This window comes from Paraburkholderia sp. BL21I4N1 (assembly GCF_002973525.1).
Lineage (GTDB): Bacteria > Pseudomonadota > Gammaproteobacteria > Burkholderiales > Burkholderiaceae > Paraburkholderia.
In genome coordinates this window covers 110,752-131,718 of sequence record NZ_PVEN01000003.1, presented here as the reverse complement: position 1 = coordinate 131,718, position 20,967 = coordinate 110,752, and the positions used below count along the sequence as shown (strand labels likewise).

16 protein-coding genes are annotated in these 20,967 nt (G+C 63.8%); 8 read left to right on the top strand and 8 right to left on the bottom strand.

The genetic code is table 11. The features are described from left to right. The first annotated feature begins 61 nt into the window (after positions 1-61). Genes hda through panB form a run of 6 tightly spaced genes read left to right on the top strand, consistent with a single transcriptional unit; the run spans position 62 to position 5,249 of the window. Complete coding sequence (gene hda, locus B0G83_RS10170) at positions 62-841, top strand: DnaA regulatory inactivator Hda (RefSeq protein ID WP_105507318.1); 780 nt, start codon at positions 62-64, stop codon at positions 839-841. Beyond that, positions 834-1,520, top strand: a complete 687-nt coding sequence (locus tag B0G83_RS10165) for an HAD family phosphatase (RefSeq protein WP_105507317.1) — start codon at positions 834-836, stop codon at positions 1,518-1,520. Before hda ends, B0G83_RS10165 begins: the two co-directional genes overlap by 8 nt. Next, positions 1,517-3,124: a polynucleotide adenylyltransferase PcnB gene (gene pcnB / locus B0G83_RS10160; protein WP_105507316.1), complete on the top strand. Its 1,608-nt coding sequence runs from the start codon at positions 1,517-1,519 to the stop codon at positions 3,122-3,124. Before B0G83_RS10165 ends, pcnB begins: the two co-directional genes overlap by 4 nt. 48 nt (positions 3,125-3,172) lie before the next feature. Next, positions 3,173-3,721 (top strand): 2-amino-4-hydroxy-6-hydroxymethyldihydropteridine diphosphokinase, encoded by a 549-nt coding sequence (gene folK / locus B0G83_RS10155; RefSeq protein WP_105507315.1) that lies wholly within the window; start codon positions 3,173-3,175, stop codon positions 3,719-3,721. Beyond that, positions 3,718-4,398, top strand: coding sequence for a deoxynucleoside kinase (locus tag B0G83_RS10150; RefSeq protein WP_105507314.1), 681 nt, complete (start codon positions 3,718-3,720; stop codon positions 4,396-4,398). The genes folK and B0G83_RS10150 overlap by 4 nt, the downstream gene beginning before the upstream one ends. A 35-nt stretch (positions 4,399-4,433) precedes the next feature. Then, positions 4,434-5,249 carry a 3-methyl-2-oxobutanoate hydroxymethyltransferase gene (gene panB, locus B0G83_RS10145; protein ID WP_105507313.1) on the top strand — a complete coding sequence of 272 codons (816 nt, stop codon included), beginning with the start codon at positions 4,434-4,436 and terminating at the stop codon, positions 5,247-5,249. Positions 5,250-5,412: 163 nt separating this feature from the next. Here the strand turns inward: panB and pabB are convergent, their stop codons facing one another. The 7 genes from pabB to hrcA all read right to left on the bottom strand — a co-directional run bounded on the left by pabB (position 5,413) and on the right by hrcA (position 14,973). Beyond that, positions 5,413-7,308, bottom strand: coding sequence for an aminodeoxychorismate synthase component I (gene pabB, locus B0G83_RS10140; RefSeq protein ID WP_105507312.1), 1,896 nt, complete (start codon positions 7,306-7,308; stop codon positions 5,413-5,415). Between the two features lie 25 nt (positions 7,309-7,333). After that, positions 7,334-8,476 carry a molecular chaperone DnaJ gene (gene dnaJ / locus B0G83_RS10135; RefSeq protein ID WP_105507311.1) on the bottom strand — a complete coding sequence of 381 codons (1,143 nt, stop codon included), beginning with the start codon at positions 8,474-8,476 and terminating at the stop codon, positions 7,334-7,336. A gap of 270 nt (positions 8,477-8,746) precedes the next feature. Beyond that, positions 8,747-10,699, bottom strand: coding sequence for a molecular chaperone DnaK (gene dnaK, locus B0G83_RS10130; protein WP_105507310.1), 1,953 nt, complete (start codon positions 10,697-10,699; stop codon positions 8,747-8,749). A 491-nt stretch (positions 10,700-11,190) separates the two neighbouring features. Then, positions 11,191-11,775 carry a nucleotide exchange factor GrpE gene (gene grpE, locus B0G83_RS10125; protein WP_105507676.1) on the bottom strand — a complete coding sequence of 195 codons (585 nt, stop codon included), beginning with the start codon at positions 11,773-11,775 and terminating at the stop codon, positions 11,191-11,193. Positions 11,776-12,285: 510 nt separating this feature from the next. Continuing rightward, positions 12,286-12,693 carry an RNA-binding S4 domain-containing protein gene (locus tag B0G83_RS10120; protein WP_105507309.1) on the bottom strand — a complete coding sequence of 136 codons (408 nt, stop codon included), beginning with the start codon at positions 12,691-12,693 and terminating at the stop codon, positions 12,286-12,288. 7 nt (positions 12,694-12,700) lie between these two features. Further along, on the bottom strand, positions 12,701-13,771 hold the full coding sequence (hemH, locus tag B0G83_RS10115; RefSeq protein WP_105507308.1) for a ferrochelatase: 1,071 nt from the start codon (positions 13,769-13,771) through the stop codon (positions 12,701-12,703). 182 nt (positions 13,772-13,953) lie between these two features. Next, positions 13,954-14,973 carry a heat-inducible transcriptional repressor HrcA gene (hrcA, locus tag B0G83_RS10110; RefSeq protein ID WP_035553271.1) on the bottom strand — a complete coding sequence of 340 codons (1,020 nt, stop codon included), beginning with the start codon at positions 14,971-14,973 and terminating at the stop codon, positions 13,954-13,956. 306 nt (positions 14,974-15,279) lie between these two features. On the opposite strand from hrcA, the gene B0G83_RS10105 reads away from it, so the two are divergent. After that, on the top strand, positions 15,280-16,182 hold the full coding sequence (locus B0G83_RS10105; RefSeq protein ID WP_105507307.1) for an NAD kinase: 903 nt from the start codon (positions 15,280-15,282) through the stop codon (positions 16,180-16,182). Between the two features lie 72 nt (positions 16,183-16,254). Further along, entirely contained in the window at positions 16,255-17,925 is a 1,671-nt protein-coding gene (gene recN / locus B0G83_RS10100; protein ID WP_105507306.1) for a DNA repair protein RecN, read from the top strand. 164 nt (positions 17,926-18,089) lie between these two features. Here recN and glnE read toward each other — a convergent pair whose 3' ends face one another. Then, entirely contained in the window at positions 18,090-20,897 is a 2,808-nt protein-coding gene (gene glnE, locus B0G83_RS10095) for a bifunctional [glutamate--ammonia ligase]-adenylyl-L-tyrosine phosphorylase/[glutamate--ammonia-ligase] adenylyltransferase (RefSeq protein ID WP_105507305.1), read from the bottom strand. Positions 20,898-20,967 lie beyond the last annotated feature (70 nt).

The following is a 20,967-nucleotide window of genomic DNA, read 5'->3' as shown; positions in this document are numbered from 1 at the left end:
CCGCGTTTTCCGGCTTTGTTTTTCGGCCTTTTTCCGGCCTCATTTTCGGCATTGAGCTACTGTGCTTCGTCAACTGACGCTCGATCTCGGCACCCCGCCGCCATCGACATTCGACAATTTTTTCGCCGGCGCCAACGCCGAGCTGGTCACGCGTCTGCGTGAGCTCGACAACGCGCTTGCCGCCGGCCCGGTCGCCGATCGCACGTTCTACGTGTGGGGCGAGTCCGGTAGTGGCCGCACGCATCTGTTGCAGGCACTCGTGCACGAAGCGTCGCCGGGCCACGCACGCTTTGCCGGCCCGCAAAGCAGTCTTGCCGCGTTCAGCTTCGACCCGCGCGTCGCGCTGTATGCGATCGACGATTGCGACGCCCTATCCGCCGCCCAGCAGATCGCCGTCTTCAACCTGTTCAACGAAGTGCGCGCGCATCCCACCAGCGCGCTGGTCGCCGCGGGCAACGCGCCGCCGATCGGCATGACGGTGCGCGAGGATTTGCGCACGCGCCTCGGCTGGGGCCTTGTGTTCCATCTCGCGCCGCTGCCGGACGAAGGCAAGGCCGCCGTGCTGAAACACGCGGCGCGCGAGCGCGGCATCATGCTCGCCGACGACGTGCCGGCCTACCTGCTCACGCATTTCCGGCGCGACATGCCGAGCCTGATGGCGCTGCTCGACGCGCTCGACCGCTTTTCGCTCGAACAGAAGCGCGCGGTCACGCTGCCGCTGTTGCGCACCATGCTGGCTTCGCCGGACGCGGAAGAGCGGCGCGGCACGCCGGCCGCCGGCCCGGAGACCGGTTCGCACGCCGCGCCATCCGCTTCAAGTAAAATAGGCCCCCATGGCTAATCTCGCACTCTTCGATCTCGACCACACGCTCATTCCCACCGACAGCGACCACGAATGGGGCCGCTTCATGGTGAAACAAGGCATGGTCGACGCCGAAAACTTCGCCCGTGAAAACGACCGCTTTTTCGCCGACTACAAAGCCGGCAAGCTCGACATTCACGCCTATCTGATCGCCATGCTCACGCCGCTCGCGAAATACACGCGCGTGCAACTCGCCGACCTTCACGCGCAGTACATGCATGAAGTGATCACGCCGGCCATTTTCCCGGTCGCGCTGGAATTGGTGAGGCAGCACCGTGAAGCCGGCGACCTCTGTTGCGTGGTCACGGCCACCAACGAATTCATCACTCGCCCGATCGCCCAGGCGTTCGGTGTCGACGCGTTGATCGCCTGCGAGGCGGAAACCGTCGACGGCCAGCCGCATTCGCCGTACACCGGCCGCCCCACCGGCACGCCGAGCTACAAGGAAGGCAAGATCGTCCGCACTGAAGCGTGGCTCGCCTCGCTCGGCAAGACCTGGCGCGATTTCGAGCACAGCTATTTCTATAGCGACTCGCACAACGACATCCCGCTGCTCGAGAAGGTCACCGATCCCATCGCGACCAACCCGGACGACACATTGCGCGCCCATGCGCAGGCCAAAGGCTGGCGCATCCTCGAACTCTTTCAAGCCACGTGATCAAAAAACTTATCCGCAAGCTATTCGGCCAGGACTCGGCGCCCGCTGACGACAACGCGCCCGCCGACACCGAAGCAGACGAATCCGGCAGCGCACCGGCACGCAACCGATCCGGCGCGCCCGAAGCCGCCGGCGCCACCAAGGCGCGCCGCAAACCCGCGCGCGCCGGGTCGACCGCCAAGGCGGCGCGCGATCCCGACGTGCCGGTGATCATTCCGCACGACGTCCACGGCATCGACCCGTCGCTGATCTCGAGAAACGCGATTCGCGTGACCGAAGGCCTGCAACAGACGGGGCACCGCGCGTTTATCGTCGGCGGTGCGGTGCGCGACCTGCTGCTCGGCATCAAGCCGAAAGACTTCGACGTCGCGACCGACGCCACGCCCGAACAGGTGCAGAAGCTGTTCCGCCGCGCGCGCATTATCGGCCGTCGGTTTCAGATCGTGCACGTGCAGTTCGGTCAGGAAATCATCGAAACCTCCACGTTCCGCGCCTTGGTCGATCCGCCCGCGGCGGACGCGCCGCCGGCCCGCCGCCTCAAGCGCGACGAACTCGACCGCCGTACCCACGCGGTGGACGCCAGCGGCCGCGTGCTGCGCGACAACGTGTGGGGGGAGCAGCACGAAGACGCCACTCGCCGCGACTTCACGATCAACGCGATGTACTACGATCCGGCCACGCAAACCGTGCTGGATTACCACAACGGCATGGCCGATATGCGCGCGCGTCTGCTGCGCATGATCGGCGACCCGGCCACGCGTTATCGCGAAGATCCGGTGCGCATGCTGCGCGTCGTGCGTTTCGCGGCGAAGCTCGACTTCGAGATCGAAACCAGCACCCGTGCGCCGATCACCGAGATGGCCGATCTGATCAACAACGTGCCTGCCGCGCGTCTGTTCGACGAGATGCTCAAGCTGATGCTGTCGGGCCATGCACTCGCCTGCCTGAAGCGTCTGCGTCAGGAAGGACTGCATCACGGCCTGCTGCCGTTGCTCGACGTGGTGCTGGAACAGCCCATCGGCGAAAAATTCATTACGCTGGCGTTGAACAATACGGACGCCCGCGTGCGCGCCGGCAAACCGGTATCGCCGGGCTTCCTGTTCGCCACCTTGCTGTGGCACGACGTGCAGCAGCGCTGGCAGAAATTTGAAGCGAACGGCGAGTACCCGGTCCCCGCCTTGCATCGCGCAATGGACGACGTGCTCGACATGCAAACCGAGAAACTCGCGATCCACAAGCGCTTCTCGGCGGATATGCGCGAGATCTGGGGCCTCCAGTTGCGCCTCGAAAAACGCTCGGGCCGCAGTGCGCTGAAGCTGCTGGAACACCAAAGATTTAGAGCGGGGTATGATTTCCTCCTGTTGCGCTGCCAATCGGGCGAACTCGACGAGTCGATCGGTGCGTGGTGGACGGAGTTCATTGAAGGAGACATTGCCGCGCGTGAAGCGTTGCTCACGCAAGGCGGGAAGGACCGGAGCCCTCGAAAACGACGGCGGCGCGGCGGTGGCGCCAGAAGCCGCGCGCCGGGCGACGGAATGGAGGGCGGCACGCCAGCCGAACGCACAGATACCGGCGCGGACCACGATGGCCCGCACGAAGACTGACAGAGCGTTCGCTGAAGCCGTCGAACGATAGTTGCAGGAAGTTATGCCATGACGGTTGCTTATCTCGGCCTCGGCGCGAATCTCGGGGACGCGCGCCAGACCCTGAAAGACGCGGTGGTGTGCCTCGCACAACAGCACACCATCTCCGTGCTCGCCAAGTCGAGCCTGTATCGCACTGCCCCGATCGACGCGGGCGGTGACGACTATTTCAACTGCGTCGTGAAGGTCGACACGACGCTCCCCGTGCGCCATCTGCTGGCGCTGTGCCACAAGATCGAGCATCAGTTCGGCCGCGAGCGGCCATTTCGCAATGCCCCGCGCACACTCGATCTCGACATCCTGCTGTTCGGCGATCAATCGATCGACGAAGCCGATCTGATCGTGCCGCATCCGCGTTTGATCGAACGGGCTTTCGTGCTCGTGCCGTTGGTCGAAATCGACCCGACGCTCATCATCCCGCAACACGGCCGCGCCGACGCACTGCTGCCCGGTGTGAGCGATCAACGCATCGAAAAGGTGAAGGGGCCGTGTCAGTGCCCTATGCTCAACGCATTGACCGCCGCTGAAAATGCGCCCGGCAAAGGCCGCTGCGAATGAACTCGCCACCGCTCACCGTCACCGCGCCGCACCTGCGGCCGCCGTTCGGCTATCTCGCGATCGAAGGGCCGATTGGCGTCGGTAAAACGTCGCTGGCGCGGCGCCTCGCGCAACGCTGGTCGATGCAGGAATTATTCGAGCGTCCGCAGGACAATCCTTTCCTCGAACGCTTTTACCGCGACACCGCACGTTACGCGTTGCCCGCGCAATTGCACTTCGCGTTACAACGCGCGCAACAGGCGCAGGAAGTCGCCGCGGCGCAAGTGTCCGGCACGCCGCTGATCGCCGATTTCATGACGCAGAAGAACGATATCTTCGCGCGTCTGACGCTGCAGGAAGACGAGTGGCAACTGTATCGCGCGCTCGCCGCCCGGCTCGAGGTCAACGCGCCGGCGCCGGATTTCGTGGTCTATTTGCAGGCCAGTCCCGAAGTGCTGTTCGCGCGCATCCAGAAACGCGCGGTGCCGATGGAACTGCAAATTTCTGACGCCTATCTGCATGCACTGTGCGACGCGTACAACGAGTTTTTCTATCATTACGACCGCACGCCCGTGCTGACGGTCAACGCCGAACATCTGAATCCGCTCGACTCCGACGCGGACCTTGCGCTACTCGCCGAACGCATCGAAACCATGCGCGGTCGCAAGGAATTCTTTGTCAAAGGCACGTCGCTGTAAGCGACGCCGCCTCCTCTTTTCCAACGGATTGACCCATGACCTATTTGCAGGAAGCGAGCCGCAACGCCATCACCGTGCCGAAGCTGCAGGCAATGCGCGACGCCGGTGAAAAAATCGCGATGCTCACCTGCTACGACGCGAGCTTTTCCGCGCTGCTGGACCGCGCGGGCGTCGACGTGCTGTTGATCGGCGACTCCCTCGGCAACGTGCTGCAAGGACAAACCACGACGCTGCCGGTCACGCTTGCCGACATCGCGTATCACACGGCCTGTGTGGCGCGTGTGCGTCCGTCGGCGCTGGTGGTGGCCGACTTGCCGTTCGGCACGTACGGCACGCCGGAAGAGGCGTTCAAGAACTCGGTGGAATTGATGCGCGTCGGCGCGCAGATGGTGAAGCTCGAAGGCGGCGAATGGCTCGCCGACACCGTGCGCTTTCTGGTCGAACGGTCGATTCCCGTGTGCGCGCACGTCGGGCTGACGCCGCAATCGGTGCATGCGTTCGGCGGCTTCAAGGTGCAGGGCAAGACCGAGGCCGGCGCGAGCCAGTTGCTGCGCGATTCACTCGCCGTCGAGGCCGCCGGCGCGCAATTGATCGTGATCGAAGCCGTGCCGTCGCTGCTCGGCACCGAAGTCACGAAGCAGGTGCGAATTCCGACGATCGGCATCGGCGCCGGTGTGGAATGCTCAGGTCAGGTGCTGGTGCTACACGACATGCTGGGGATTTTCCCCGGCAAGCGGCCGCGCTTCGTGAAGGATTTCATGCAAGGGCAGCCGAACATTCAGGCCGCAGTGGAAGCGTATGTGCATGCGGTGAAGGATGGGACGTTTCCTGGCGCCGAGCATCAATTCTGATTTTTGTTGAGCTGTCGGCGGCTTGATCGCTGTGTCGCACGGGAGTTTGTGGGGTGCGATGCGCTCAGGTTCACGCGTGCCGTAAGCGATTCGGCGCCGAAGCCCACGTTCCGGCGAGCGGCCTGTGACGCCTCGATATTCGCCGAGGCGCTCCGCTCGCGATCTACCGGACAAGCCGCGCCGGCAATGCGCCGCGCAATGCGTTGCAGATCAACAGCGCTTCGGCGTTCATCACGTCCGCTTGCGTCAGCACTTTCTCAGCCGCTTGCAGCGCTGCGTCTTCTTCGAGCAGAACGCTGCGCATCACGCCGGGCAGCACGCCGGACGCGAGCGGCGGTGTCCACCACCGCCCCGCCAGTTTCACAAAGACATTCGTCCGGCCGCCTTCGGTCAACTCGCCTCGCTCGTTGAAGAACAGCGTGTCGAATGCGCCCTTCACCTCGGCTTCGCGCCAGCCGCGATCGTATTCGGCACGACGGGTGGTTTTGTGGTGCAGCAGCGGATCGTCGGCTTCGGTTGTGGGGAAGTGTTGGTCTGAAGCCAGCAGCACACCGACCGTCGGGTCCGACAGCGGCGTCAGTAGCGCGGCAGTGATGTGGATCGCGCCGTTCTTGCTGAGCGCAAGCCGCATGCGATGCGGTGTGTTTGCCGGCAACGATTCACACGTCCCGATGATTTGCGCGCGAATCCGCTTTTCGTCGCCGAAATTGAAACCCAACGTTGCCGCGCTGCGCGACAACCGTTCGAGATGACGCGACAGATGCCGCACACCCTCCTCGCGCGTGGCGTGCATCGTTTCGAACAGGTCGAAGCCCGGCTCGGCGCCGGTCAGAAAACTGGCTTTCAATTGACACTCCGCGAATTCGTCGGCGGCCACGCTGTCGAGGACGATGCCCGCGCCGACACCCATCGAGCCTTGCAGTTCGCCCGTTCGCGCGGCATGGCTCAGCGTCAACGTACGGATCGCGACGGAGAGGCAGAAATCGCCACACAGGGCCGGGTTTTCCGCTGGCGCGGCTACCGTGGGCGCGTCGAGCCAGCCAATCGCGCCGGTATACAGCCCGCGCGGCGTGCTTTCGAGTTCGTCGATCAACTGCATCGTCCGATGCTTCGGCGCGCCGGTGATCGACCCGCACGGAAACAACGCGCGCAGAACGCCGGCGAACGAGGTGTCGGGCCGCAAGCTGGCCTCCACTGTCGACGTCATCTGCCAGACCGACGCATACGGCTCGACCGAAAACAACGCAGGCACCTTGACCGAGCCCGTTTGCGCGACGCGCGACAGATCGTTGCGCAACAGATCCACGATCATGACGTTCTCGGCGCGGTTCTTCGGATCGTTGCGGAGAAACTCGGCGGCCGCCTGGTCAGCCCGCGGATCATCCGAGCGGGGTGCGGTGCCTTTCATCGGCCGCGCACGCAGCATCGCGCCGTCTTTTTCGATGAAAAGCTCCGGCGAACACGACAGCACCCATTGGCTTCCCGGCAACGCGATCAACGCACCGAACGGCACCGGTTGCCGCGCCCTCAACCGCCGATATAGCGCGACAGGCGACCCGAACACGTCGAAGCCGAGCCGGTACGTGTAGTTGACCTGGTAGGAATTGCCCGCGCGTAGCGCGTCGTGAATCGCGGCGATTGCCGCGTCGAATTGCGCGCGCTCCACACTCGCGCGCACGTTCGCCGTGCCCGCCACCGAAGGCTCGGTCGCGCCGCCATCACGCGCCGTCAACCACGCGTCGACTTCTTCGCGGGAGCGCTTCTCGCAGCGTTCGAACAATAAAAAACGCAGCGTGGCATCACCACGCTGCGTTTTAGGAAGCGGACGCGAATCTCCGTTGAGAAGATTTCGCCCAAACTCATAATCGGCGAGCACGACGGCATGCAAACCACGCAAGGTATCCGCCACCACGGACTCGCATACGGCTTCGAGTTGCGCGGCATCCCCGCACACCCGTTCCCGCACAAAACCCGTGTACAGACGACTCGAACGGCGCGCCGCCGTCGCGTCGCAATCGTCGAGCAACGCGAAGACCGCGTCGCGCTCATCTGCCGTCATGCTTACCGCCAACTTCAAACCGCCATTAATCGAAGAAGCTCTTCACCCGGTCGAACCAACTCTTGCTTTGCGGGCTATGCCGCGAGCCGCCTTCCACCAACGCCTTTTCGAACTGCTGAAGCAATTCGCGCTGCGAGTCGGTGAGCTTGACCGGCGTTTCGACTTGCACGTGCACGTACAGATCGCCGGCAATGCTCGAACGCAGCCCCTTGATGCCCTTGCCGCGCAGACGGAATGTCTTGCCCGACTGCGTGCCTTCCGGAACCGTGAAGCTGGCGCGGCCCGCGAGGGTCGGCACTTCAATCTCGCCGCCGAGCGCCGCGGTGGTGAACGGAATCGGCATCTGGCAATGCAGATCGTCGCCGTCGCGCTCGAACACCGAGTGCTGCTTGATATGAATCTCGACGTACAGATCGCCCGACGGACCGCCGTTGATACCCGGCTCGCCGTTGCCGGCCGAGCGGATACGCATGCCGTCGTCGATGCCGGCGGGGATCTTCACTTCCAGTGTCTTGGTTTCCTTCACCTTGCCCGCGCCATGGCAGTGGCCGCACGGGTCGGGGATATAGGTGCCGGTGCCGTGGCATTTCGGGCAGGTCTGCTGGATGCTGAAAAAGCCTTGCGACATCCGCACCGAACCCGAACCGCTACAGGTCGGGCAGGTTTCCGGCTTGGTGCCCGGCTTGGCGCCCGAACCGTGACAGATTTCGCACGACACCCAGCTCGGCACGCGAATCTGCGTGTCGTAGCCGTGCGCGGCCTGTTCCAGCGTGATTTCCATGCTGTAGCGCAGATCGGCGCCGCGATACACCTGTGGGCCGGCGCGACCGCCACCGCCGCGTGCGGCGCCACCGGCCGCCTGACCGAAGATGTCGCCGAAAATATCGCCGAACGCATCGGCAAAACCGCCGAAGCCCTGTGCTCCGGCTCCGCCCATGTTCGGATCCACGCCCGCGTGGCCGTACTGGTCGTACGCGGCACGCTTTTGCGAGTCCGACAGCATTTCATAGGCTTCTTTCACCTCTTTGAAATGCTCTTCCGCATCCTTGTTGCCCGGATTCCGGTCGGGGTGGTGCTTCATCGCAAGCTTGCGATAAGCCTTCTTGATTTCGTCGTCGCTCGCGTTCTTTGCGACGCCCAGAACCTCGTAGTAATCCCGTTTCGCCATATCGGTTCAACGCCACTCGCGCAATGCGACGCGGTGGCTCCTCTTGAATGCTGGAGTCTTACGACTCGTCCGGCCGCTGTTTTCTGCCGCTCGAAATCGGCTCGAAACAACGCCCTCCATAAAACAAACGTGCCCGGAGAGCCCCGAAAGGCTCGCCAGGCGAGATAACCGCTCTTGCACGTTACTGCGGCCCGAATGGGTGCAGGGGATTGTGCAGCCGGGCCGCACACGTTGCCGTGTGCGGCTTTACGGTCGAAATGCGACCTGGCTTTAGTCTTTCTTGACTTCCTTGAACTCGGCGTCGACCACGTCGTCCTGCTGCTGGCTCGCGCCACCCGCCGATGCACCCGCGCCCGCCGCGCCTGCTGCCGCTGCTTCGGCACCTTGCGCTGCCTGCATGTCCGCGTACATCTTCTCGCCCATCTTTTGCGAAGCGGTTGCCACGACTTCGATCTTGGCTTCGATCGCGGCCTTGTCGCTCGAACCGCTCTTCAGCGTTTCTTCGAGGTCCTTCAGCGCGGCTTCGATCGTGTCCTTCTCGCCCGCGTCCAGCTTGTCGCCGTATTCGGTGAGCGCCTTCTTCGTGCTGTGGACCAGTGCGTCGCCCTGGTTGCGGGCATCGGCCAGTTCACGCAGCTTGTGATCTTCTTCGGCGTTAGCTTCCGCGTCCTTCACCATCTTTTCGATTTCGGCTTCGGACAGACCCGAGTTCGCCTTGATCGTGATGCGGTTTTCCTTACCGGTCGCCTTGTCTTTCGCACCGACGTGCAAAATGCCGTTCGCGTCGATGTCGAAGCTCACTTCGATCTGCGGCGTGCCGCGCGGTGCCGGCGGGATGCCTTCGAGGTTGAACTCGCCCAGCAGCTTGTTGCCGGCGGCCATTTCGCGTTCGCCCTGGAACACCTTGATCGTCACGGCGCCCTGATTGTCATCAGCCGTCGAGTAGACCTGTGCGTGCTTGGTCGGGATCGTGGTGTTCTTGTTGATCATCTTCGTCATCACGCCGCCGAGCGTTTCGATGCCGAGCGACAGCGGGGTCACGTCGAGCAGCAGAACGTCCTTGCGGTCACCCGACAGAACCTGACCTTGAATCGCGGCGCCAACGGCCACGGCTTCGTCCGGGTTCACGTCACGGCGCGGATCCTTGCCGAAGAATTCCTTAACCTTTTCCTGCACCTTCGGCATACGCGTCATACCGCCGACCAGAATCACGTCGTCGATTTCGCCAACCTTCACGCCTGCGTCCTTGATCGCCACACGGCACGGCTCGATAGTGCGTTCGATCAGTTCTTCAACCAGCGCTTCCAGCTTGGCGCGCGTGATTTTCAGGTTCAAGTGCTTCGGACCCGATGCGTCGGCCGTGATGTACGGCAGGTTGATTTCAGTCTGCTGGCTCGACGACAGTTCGATCTTCGCCTTTTCGGCCGATTCCTTCAGGCGTTGCAGCGCGAGCACGTCTTTCGACAGATCGACGCCCTGTTCCTTCTTGAATTCGCCGATGATGTAATCGATGATGCGCTGGTCGAAGTCTTCACCGCCCAGGAACGTGTCGCCGTTCGTGGACAGCACTTCGAACTGCATCTCACCGTCCACATCGGCGATTTCGATGATCGACACGTCGAACGTACCGCCGCCCAGGTCATATACCGCGATCTTGCGGTCGCCCTTTTCGGCCTTGTCCAGACCGAATGCCAACGCGGCTGCGGTCGGTTCGTTGATGATGCGCTTGACTTCCAGACCGGCGATGCGGCCGGCGTCTTTGGTTGCCTGACGCTGGCTGTCGTTGAAGTACGCGGGAACCGTAATCACTGCTTCGGTGACCGGCTCGCCGAGGTAGTCTTCAGCGGTCTTCTTCATCTTGCGCAGCGTTTCCGCGGAGATTTGCGGCGGCGCCAGCTTCTGGTCGCGCACTTCGATCCATGCGTCGCCGTTATCGGCTTTCATGATCTTGTACGGCATCAGCGCGATGTCTTTCTGCACTTCTTTTTCTTCGAAGCGGCGGCCAATCAGGCGCTTGACCGCGTACAGCGTGTTCTTCGGGTTCGTGACCGACTGACGCTTCGCTGGCGCGCCGACGAGAATCTCGCCGTCTTCCATGTAGGCGATGATAGACGGCGTGGTGCGCGCACCTTCCGAGTTCTCGATCACCTTAACCGTATTGCCTTCCATGATCGCCACGCACGAGTTGGTCGTGCCGAGGTCGATGCCGATGATTTTGCCCATTTTTACTATTCTCCTGACTTTGATCGCTGCGGAAAGCGCCTTGTTTGCCATCTGGCGGTAAGGCGATCCGCTCTCAATTCCTACCTGCACTCAACATAAGTGCGTCCGCATCGTTTTCAAGACCTCTTTTGCGATGCGGTCTTTAATTTTTTTCAATCGGTCGAACTTTTTCCGCTTCTTTTACTGCTTTCCGCGTCAGGGCCCGCCTCACAACCGGTCGAAGCACCCGAATCGAGCGCCCGGACCTTGCCGCGAGCCGCGGCGACTGCGGATTCGGACCGCGCGAGGCCTACCAGTCGGTCGCTCAACCGAGACGTTTGCCGCGATGGAAGAAGACGTGACCAGCGCGGCTTCGAACAAGTCGGCGCCGAGCTCCTATACATCGAAGGCAGCGAACGCGGTAGCGACGACGCGAGGGTGGCCATGACGGTGCCAGGCCGGCTTGACGGCCTGCAACTCGACCTGAAAGCGGCAGTAAGCGGCTATAGCGTTTACTTCGGCGCCGCGACGGTCACGAGCGCCGGACGCAGCACGCGGTCGGCGATCACGAAACCCTTTTGCAGCACGGCCACGACGGTGTTCGGCTCCTGATCGGCCGGTACCATCGAAATAGCCTGGTGGCGATGCGGGTCGAACTTCTCGCCGACCGGATTCAGGGCGACGACGCGGCCCTTTTCCAGCGCGCCGCTCAACTGACGCAGCGTCAGTTCGACGCCTTCACGCACCTTCTGCAGATCGTCCGACGAGTGGGCGACTGCCGCTTCGAGGCTGTCCACCACCGGCAGCAGATGCTCGGCGAAGCTCTCGATCGCAAACTTGTGCGCCTTGGTCACGTCTTCCTGCGCACGACGACGCACGTTTTCAGTCTCGGCTTTCGCCCGCAGGAAGCTTTCCTGCAATTCGGCGATCTTGGCGTGAGCTTCAGCCAGCGCGGTCTGCTCGAGGCTTGCCGCCCCCTCGGTCGCGGCGCCGGTGGCCGCTTCCTGCTGGGCTGACGCGGCCTCGGCGGCCTGGCGCTCAGCTTCGTCCGCGGGCGTGGGATTCTGGCTCGTCGGGTTCTCTTGCGTGTTTTCCATGTCGCTGAAAGTCGTAAAAAAGTAAAAACCAATGGTGGCGGCAGCACGCAAAAGCAGGCGCAATTTGTGCGTTGCAAAATAGCGACAGACTAGCTGGCGCACCACCGCATAACGAAACGGCAGATGGGGCCGGAAAGACCCGTTTCAAGCGGGTCTCGCGGAACTTTTCGCACCACGGACGTGCGGCGGAAACGCCCGGTTACAACCATTATTGCGACGCAATCAGATTGAGATTGAGTGCGATCAACAAGTGGCCTATGCTCCACTAAAGCGTCGGAAAAGACACGTTAACCCTAATCTGACGTAAGCCTTACCGACATTTTGCAATTCCACCTGATTCGCCTGTTTCCGTCCTGAATCTTCCCAAGGGGAGTACCGTGAAACTGACCTTCGCAATCTCGGTGGTCGCATTGGTACTGATTTTGGGCACCACGACCATCTGCATGTCCGGGGCTGTCAACGATCACACTACCGAATACGGCGGTGTGCACGCGACCATGGAACAATTGTTCAACCCCCACCTGAAAGTTTGTCGATAGTGCGCCTGTCGCGTTTGGTCGGCCGGCCGTGCAATGCGGCCGCCGGCTCGCGAAACGTTTTGCGCCGTTCCTGCTCGACCTGCCGCTTCACCCGGCTTTCCTCGGTTTCCGCATAAAGCGTCTGCGCGACGCTTGCCGGGCCGCGCACGTCGCATATACCCAGCACTTCCACCTGCCAAACGATCCGCTCGATTTCGATCTCGACCAGATCGCCGACGCGCACCTCCTTCGCCGGTTTCACATTCGCGCCGCCAATGCGCACATGGCCTTTCTCGACGGCATCCGCGGCAAGCGAACGTGTCTTGAAGAAGCGCGCCGCCCAAACCCATTTGTCGATGCGTAGTTTTGCGCCCGTTTCGGTCGAAATCTGGTAGTTCATGAACTGTTCAAGCCCCTGTCGCATGCGGCACCGGCAGCGCCTGAACCGGCCACCCTTGCAGATTCTGCGCGACGATTTCGCCGAGCGCCGCAATCCACGCTGGGGAGGCGTTCACACAGGCAATCCGGTGGAACTCCTTGCCACCGGCGTGCAGAAACTCGTCGCGCACTTCCATGCCGATTTCCTCGATCGTTTCAAGGCAGTCGGCGGTAAAGCCCGGGCAGAAGACGTCGGCGCGACGTACGCCCGCCGCGCCCAGTTCCTTCAACGTAGGCGCCGTGTACGGCTGCAACCATTCCGCTTTGCCGAAGCGCGACTGAAACGTGATGCGGCATTCCACCGGCGTCAGTTCCAACGCCTGCATGAGCAGCGCGCCGGTCTGCTGGCATTGCTCGTGGTACGGGTCGCCGAGATCCATGGTGCGCTTGGGCACGCCGTGAAAACTCAGCACCAGCTTGTCGCCCGCCGCGAAGTCGGGCCGGCCGTGCTGATGCCAATATTGATGCACCTGCGCGGTCAGCGCTGAAATGTACGCTGGATGATCCGCGTACTGGCGCACCGTGCGGATTTCCGGCTGATTGCGCATGCGCTTGAGCGCTGAAAAGGCGTCGTCGAACGCGGTGGCCGTGGTTGACGACGAGTATTGCGGGTACATCGGCACCAGCAAGACGCGCTCGGCGCCCGCCAGCTTCAACTGGTTAAGCATGGCCGGGATGCCCGGCGTGCCGTAGCGCATCGCGTAGTCGACCAGTACCGTGTAGTCGTTCAGTTGCAGCAGGTGGCGCAAGCCTTCCACCTGCTTCTCGGTGTAGACGCGCAGCGGCGAGCCTTCAGGCATCCAGACCGCAGCGTACTTTTTCGCGGACGCCGGACTGCGGAACGGCAGGATCAGCAAGCGCAGGATGATTTGCCACAGCAGCGACGGAATTTCGACCACGCGAGGATCGGACAGAAACTGCGCGAGGTAGCGGCGGACTGCGCGCGGCGTCGGCGCGTCGGGCGTGCCGAGATTGATCAGCAGTACGGCGACACGGTGTGACGTGGCGTTCTGTGAAGGCCGCTCGAGGTCGAAGCGCATAGGCAGCAGAGGTAACCGCTTGAGGCGGAGAGTCGATTCAGGTGGCTTTCATTATAGCGGCGTGGTCCGCCGACCGGTCCGCCGTACACCCTGGCCATTCGGCCAATTGGCAAGCCGCGCGCCGTCGCGCATGATGAACGGACTTGGAATGAGCGCGTGAGTTGCCACCGCCGGGTAGCCCGCTATTGCTGGCTGAGGGTCAGGGAAAGCAGGCGCGCGGTGATATCCACGATCGGAATCACGCGGTTGTACGCCATGCGGGTCGGCCCGATCACGCCGAGCGTGCCGACGATCTTGCCGTTCACTTCGTACGGCGCGGTGACCACGCTCATTTCCTCGATCGGCACGAGATTCGATTCGCCGCCAATGAAAATCTGCACGCCCGCCGCGTGGCTCGACACGTCGAGTAATTGAAGGAGACTGGTCTTTTGGTCGAACACATCGAACAGCTTGCGCAGGCGCGCCATGTCGGACGAAAGATCCGCGACTTCGAGCAGGTTGCGCTCGCCGGAAATCAGCACGTTCTCGCCCGTGTCGGATTCTTCGGTGCTGGCAGTGACGGCAGCGTGCATGAGCGTGGTCATGTCGCCGCGCAGTTCGTCGATTTCCTCGCGCAGGCGGCGGCGCACGTCGTCGAACGAGAGGCCGGCGAAATGCGCGTTGATGTAATTCGATGCTTCCACGAGTTGCGACGGCGAAAAGTCGCGCTGCGTCGCCATGATGCGGTTTTGCACATCGCCCTCGGGCGTCACGATGATAAGCAGAATGCGCTTGTCGGACAGGCGCATGAACTCGATCTGCTTGAACACGTGGCTGCGCCGCGGCGTAAGTACCACGCCGGCGAACTGCGACAGGTTGGACAGCACGCTGGCCGCCGCGGCAACGATCTTCTGTGGCTCGCCCGCCTGCAGCGTAGTCTTGACGGCGCGCATCACGGCTTCTTCGTCCGCGGCGGATTCGACGGTCAGCATCGTATCCACGAAGAGGCGATAGCCGCGCGGCGTGGGAATGCGGCCGGCGGACGTATGCGGACTGATCACGAGCCCCAGGTCCTCGAGATCGGACATCACGTTGCGGATCGTCGCCGGGCTCAGTTCGAGGCCGGAGTAACGTGACAACGTGCGCGAGCCGACCGGCTGACCTTCGGCGATGTAGCGCTCGATCAGCGTTTTGAGGAGGGTTTGTGCGCGGGGATCTAGCATGACGAAAAATTTTAGCTTAATGACACGACTACCGCGAGCGCTAACGGCGCTCACCGTTGACGAATGCGCCATGGCTCGTCCAGGCGCCGCTTTATCTTCGATCCGTTGCGTGAGCCGGCGCGCGGTCCGACGCTCGGACCGCCGCCTCGACAAGGGCGTGCCGTGCCACTCTAACCGGCACGCATGTCATCAACGCTTCACCATTCTAACGATAATCGCCAAATACGCCGTCAGCCCACCCGCGCCGGCCCGCTACCGGGTCTGTCAGCGGTTCTTTTCAGGCCCTACCTATGGTGTAATGCCGGCATGCAAGTGACCAGCCAGTTCAAGACCGTCGCGCTCGTCGGGCGCAACAATACGCCGGGCATCGTCGAGCCGCTGACCGCGCTCGCCTCGTGCATCGCAAAACGCGGCTTCGAGGTCGTATTCGAAGCCGACACCGCCGCCGAAATTGGCGTCACCGACTATCCGGCGCTGCGTCCCGCCGAGATCGGCGCGCGCGCGGACGTGGCCGTCGTGCTGGGCGGCGACGGCACCATGCTCGGCATCGGCCGCCAACTCGCGCCCTACCGCACGCCGCTGATCGGCATCAATCACGGCCGGCTCGGTTTCATTACCGACATTCCGATCTCCGACATGCGCGAGATCGTGCCGCAAATGCTGGCGGGCAATTTCGAACGCGAGGAGCGCGTGCTGCTGGAGGCGCGCATCATGCGCAACGGCAGCCCCATCTATCACGCGCTGGCCTTCAACGACGTGGTGGTCAATCGCAGCGGCTTTTCGGGTATGGCGGAACTGCATGTCTCGGTCGACGGGCGCTTCATGTACAACCAGCGCTCGGACGGCCTGATTGTCGCCACGCCCACCGGCTCGACCGCTTACGCGCTCTCCTCGCAAGGACCGATCCTGCATCCGCAATTGCAGGGCATCGTGCTGGTGCCGATCGCGCCGCATGCGCTGTCGAATCGGCCAATCGTGCTGCCGGACGACTCGAAGGTGAGCATCCAGATCGTGTCCGGCCGCGAGGTCAACGTGAACTTCGACATGCAGTCGTTCACCTCGCTCGAATTGAGCGACACGATCGAAGTGCGCCGCTCGCGCCATACGGTGCCCATGCTGCATCCGGTCGGCTACAGCTTCTTCGCGACGTTGCGCAAGAAGCTGCACTGGAACGAATACCCGTCGCACGAAGAAGACACCAAGCCCTGAGCCGCGAGCAGCCCCAGCAACGCGACGCCGCCGCTGCCGAACCCCGAATCTCAAGCTCACCAGACCACCTCCATGCTGCGCCACCTCTCGATACGCGACTTCGTCATCGTCGCCGCGCTCGACCTCGAATTCGACAGCGGCTTTACCGTTTTCTCCGGCGAAACCGGCGCCGGCAAGTCGATCCTGATCGACGCGCTGGCGCTCGCGCTCGGCGCCCGCGCCGATGCGAACGTCGTGCGCACCGGCGAGAGCCGCGCGGACATCACCGCGGAGTTCGAGATTCACGCGCAGGTCGAACAGTGGCTCGATCAGCAGGCGTTCGGCGCAGCCGCCGACGACGGCCAGCACGGCGGCACCGTGATGCTGCGCCGCGTGGTGGACGCCAACGGCCGCTCGCGGGCGTTCATCAACGGCACCGCGGCCACGCTCACGCAGTTGCGCGAGGTCGGCGAGATGCTGGTGGACATTCACGGCCAGCACGCGCACCAGTTGCTGATGCGCCCGGACGCGCAGCGCGAGCTGTTCGACACGCACGCCGGCCTGACCGACACCGCGGCGATCGTCACACGCGCCTGGCGCACATGGCGCGAGAAGGTGCAGGCCGTCGAACATGCGCAAACGCGCGACCGCGAATTGCAACTGGAGCGCGAGCGTCTCGCGTGGCAGCTCACCGAACTGGACAAGCTCGCGCCGCAGCCGGGCGAATGGGAAGAGGTCAACAGCGAGCACCGCCGGCTGTCGCACTCGGCGAATCTGATCGACGGCGTGCAAGGCGCGCTCGGCGCGCTGTCGGAATCGGACGAGGCGATGATCACGCATCTGGCGTCGATCGTTTCGAAAGTGCGCGACCTGGCCGAGATCGACCCGGCGTTGAACGACGTGCTGGCCGCGCTCGAACCCGCCGAGATCCAGTTGCAGGAAGCCGCGTATTCGCTGAGCCATTACGCGCAAAAGCTCGAACTCGACCCGGACCGGCTGGCGCAGGTCGAAAAACGCCTCGACGCGTTGCATTCGGCGGCCCGCAAATTCCGCCTGAAACCGGAAACGCTGCCTGAAGAACACGAAGCGCGGCGCGCGCAACTGGCCGCGCTCGACGCCGCCGCCGACCTCGACAGCCTGCACGCCGCCGAAGCCAAGGCCAAAGAAACCTTCCTCGCCGAAGCGAAAAAACTGTCCAAGGCGCGCACCAAGGCCGGCAAGGCCTTGGGCGCGGCGGTCACCACCGGCATGCAGGAATTGTCGATGAAAGGCGGCAGCTTCGAAGTCGCGCTGGTGCCGCTGCCCGAAGGCGGCGCGCATGGGCTCGAACAGATCGAATTCCGCGTGGCCGGTCATGCGGGCGTGCCGCTGCGGCCGCTCGCCAAAGTGGCTTCAGGTGGCGAACTGGCGCGGATCAGCCTGGCGCTGGCCGTGATCGCCAGCGCGGCCAGCCCGACGCCCACGCTGATTTTCGACGAAGTGGATACGGGTATCGGCGGCGGCGTCGCCGAAGTGGTCGGACGGCTGCTGCATCAGCTCGGGCAAGCACGCCAGGTGCTCTGCGTGACTCATCTGCCGCAAGTCGCGGCGCGCGGCGACCATCATTTCCAGGTTGCGAAAGCGGGCAACGGCAAGGGCGGCACGGTGAGCAGCGTCACGTCGCTCGACAAGGCGAGCCGTGTAGAGGAAGTCGCGCGCATGCTCGGCGGCCTGGAGATCACGCCGACCACCCGCAAGCACGCGAAGGAAATGCTGGCGGCTTAGTACCAGGGGTGGGGCTTGGCCAAGGCAGCCGCCCTGGCCGGTCGTGCCGCGCGAACGTGGCACCGGCGGCTACGGTGAAACATCGCGCCGCCAGACGCAGCGAGGCGCGTCAACGCCCCGCTCACTCCCGCCAGAGGTGACTGCGGCGCGAAACCCCGTCCGCCTCACCCAAACACCCGCTCCCACAACCCCAACACCGCCTCCCGCTCCGTCTCCACCAGCGCCGGCACGACGCGCGCTTTCTCCATTCCGTCCAGCCGCAGCTTGTGCTGCAACTTGCGGTAAGTGCGATACGCCGCGCCGACCGTCTCCGCTTCCGCCTCGCTCATCAAACCGAAGCGCGACACTTCCCGCAGCAAGGCGATGTTGCCGGTATTGCGGATCAGCTCGGGATCCTTCGCCGCGTGCAGCAGCACCCAGTACTGCACGGTGAACTCGATGTCGACCATGCCGCCGCGATCGTGCTTCAGGTCGAACAGCGCCGTATGGTTCGGATGCCCCGCCTCGACGCGCTCGCGCATCTCGACGATCTCCCTGGCGAGCGGCGCGGCTTCGCGCGGCGTGGTCAGCACCTGTTCGCGGATCGCCTCGAATTTCGCGCCGATCTCGGCGTCGCCCGCGCAGTAACGTGCGCGGGTCAGCGCCTGGTGTTCCCAGACCCATGCGGTATTGGCCGCGTCGCCTTCGCGCAGTTGATAACGGCGGAAGGCGTCGAGATCGGTGACGAGCAGGCCCGATTCGCCGTTCGGCCGCAAGCGTAGATCGACGTCGAACAGCGTGCCGGCTCCGGTCGCGGTCGTCAGCCAGGTGATGAGGCGGCGGGTGTAGGTGGAGTAAATCTCGGCGGCGGCATCGTCGGCGTCGTCGTAGAGAAAGATCACGTCGAGGTCGGACGCGTAGCCCAGCTCCTTGCCGCCCAGCTTGCCGTACGCGATCACCGCGAAGCGCGGTACCTCGCGGTGGCGCTTCGGCAATTGCTTCCAGACCGCTTCGAGCGTGACGTCGAGCACGGCGTCGGCGAGTTCGGAGAGCCGGTCGCTCACATGCTCGACGCTCAGCTTGCCGGCCAGATCGATCAGCAAAATACGGAACACCTCGGCCTGGTGCGCGTGCCGCAGCAGGTCCATCTGCTGTTCGACGCCGTCCGAGGCGGCCAGCCGCAGACGCAGCGTGCGCTTGAACTCGGGCCAGTCGAACGGGCTGTTGATCGCTTCGTCGTCGAGCAGTTCGTCGAGCAGTTGCGGATGGCGAATCAGATAGCCGGCCGCCCAGCGCGACCCGCCCAGCACCGACAGCACCCGATGCAACGCCTGCGGATATTCGGTCAGCAGCGCAAGATACGCGCCGCGCCGGCTCACCGCTTCGAGCAGATCGAAGAAGCGCGCCACGGTATCGCCGCGCCGCTCGGGCGGCTCGAGCGTGCGCGCGGCTTCCAGCGCCCGCTGCGCGACGATGTCGAAACGTTGCCGGCTGCGCTCGGCGAGCCCCGCGTAGCGCGACGACTGCCACACGCCGCGCAGCCGTGCGAGCAGTTCGCCCGGTTCGGCCACGCCGAGTTCGATCAGGCGTGCCTGCAACGCGTCGTCCGCGCTGTCGTCGGCGAGCGCGCTACTCCAGACCCACGCGGCGGCGCCGTCTTCGGGCGCGCCGCAGCCGTCGCGACCGCTCACCTTGTCGGCGAAAATCTGGTCGAACTGCTGTTCGACGAATTCGCGATGCGCGTCGAGCCGGGCCATCAACGCCGCGTAGTCGTCGCAACCCATCGCGCGGGCGAGCGCCACGCGCTCTTCGGGATCGACCGGCATCGCATGGGTTTGCGCGTCGTTGCGATACTGCAGCCGATGTTCCAGTTCACGCAGAAAACGATATGCCTGCGAAAGCTTCACGCAGACCGTCGTGTCGATCAGTCCGTGCGTCGCCGCGTGCCGCAATACGGCCAGCGTCGGACGGACGCGGAAACCGGCGTCCTGGCCGCCGCGAATCAACTGGAACACCTGCGCGCTGAATTCGATTTCGCGGATGCCGCCACGCCCGAGCTTGATGTCGTCCGCCTTATCCGGCCGCATCGACGCGCGGCGCTGCGCCTCCTGACGAATCTGCAGATGCAGCGCGCGAATCGCGCTGATCACGCCGAAGTCGAGATAGCGGCGATAGACGAACGGCGTCACGATCGCGTCCAGCTGCTTCTGCAGTCGCTGCGCCGCGTCGCTCGCGCCTTCGGACACGAGCCGGCCCTTGATCCACGCGTAGCGCTCCCACTCGCGGCCCTGCACGTAGAAATACTCTTCGAGCATGCCGAGGCTGCACACCAGTGGGCCGGAATCGCCGTTCGGCCGCAGCCGCATATCGACCCGGAACACGTAGCCGTCGGCGGTGACTTCGGCAAGCGCGCCGATCAGCCGTTTGCCGAGGCGTGTGAAAAAGTCCTGCGTCGCGATCGGCGAACGTTGGCCGCCTGCCGTCTCGCCATCCTCTTCATAAATGAAGATCAGGTCGATATCCGACGACACGTTCAGCTCGCGCCCGCCCAGCTTGCCCATGCCCACGACACCCAGCGCGAGCCGCTCGCCTTCGGGTCCGCGCGGCTCGCCATAAAGCGTTTCGAGATCCGCGGACAACACGGCCAAAGCACGCTGGATCGTCGTTTCGGCCAGATCGGTCATGGCGCCGGTGACTTCGGCGACGTCCGCCTCGCCGGCCAGATCGCGCTCCATCACGGCGCAAAACACCTCGGTTCGCAACTGACGCAAGGCCCGTTTGAGTGCATCCTCGCTCAACGGCGCGCCCATTGCCGAACCGGCGCCAGCGCCGGCCGCCGCCGCGCACAACGCGTCGAAACGCGCGTCGATGCGCTCGCGCGTAAGCGGCGCGGCGGCCAGCGCCGCCACGTGCGCCACGATTTGCGGACGGGCCGCGGCAGCCCGCGCCGCGTAGTGTGAAAAGGTGGAACTCAGGAGAGTTGCGTCAGTCATCAAGGGTCTGGCTCGCTCGTTGCTTGATCAGCTTGTTCATTTCGCTGTGGCACATGGGTCCGGCGGCCCC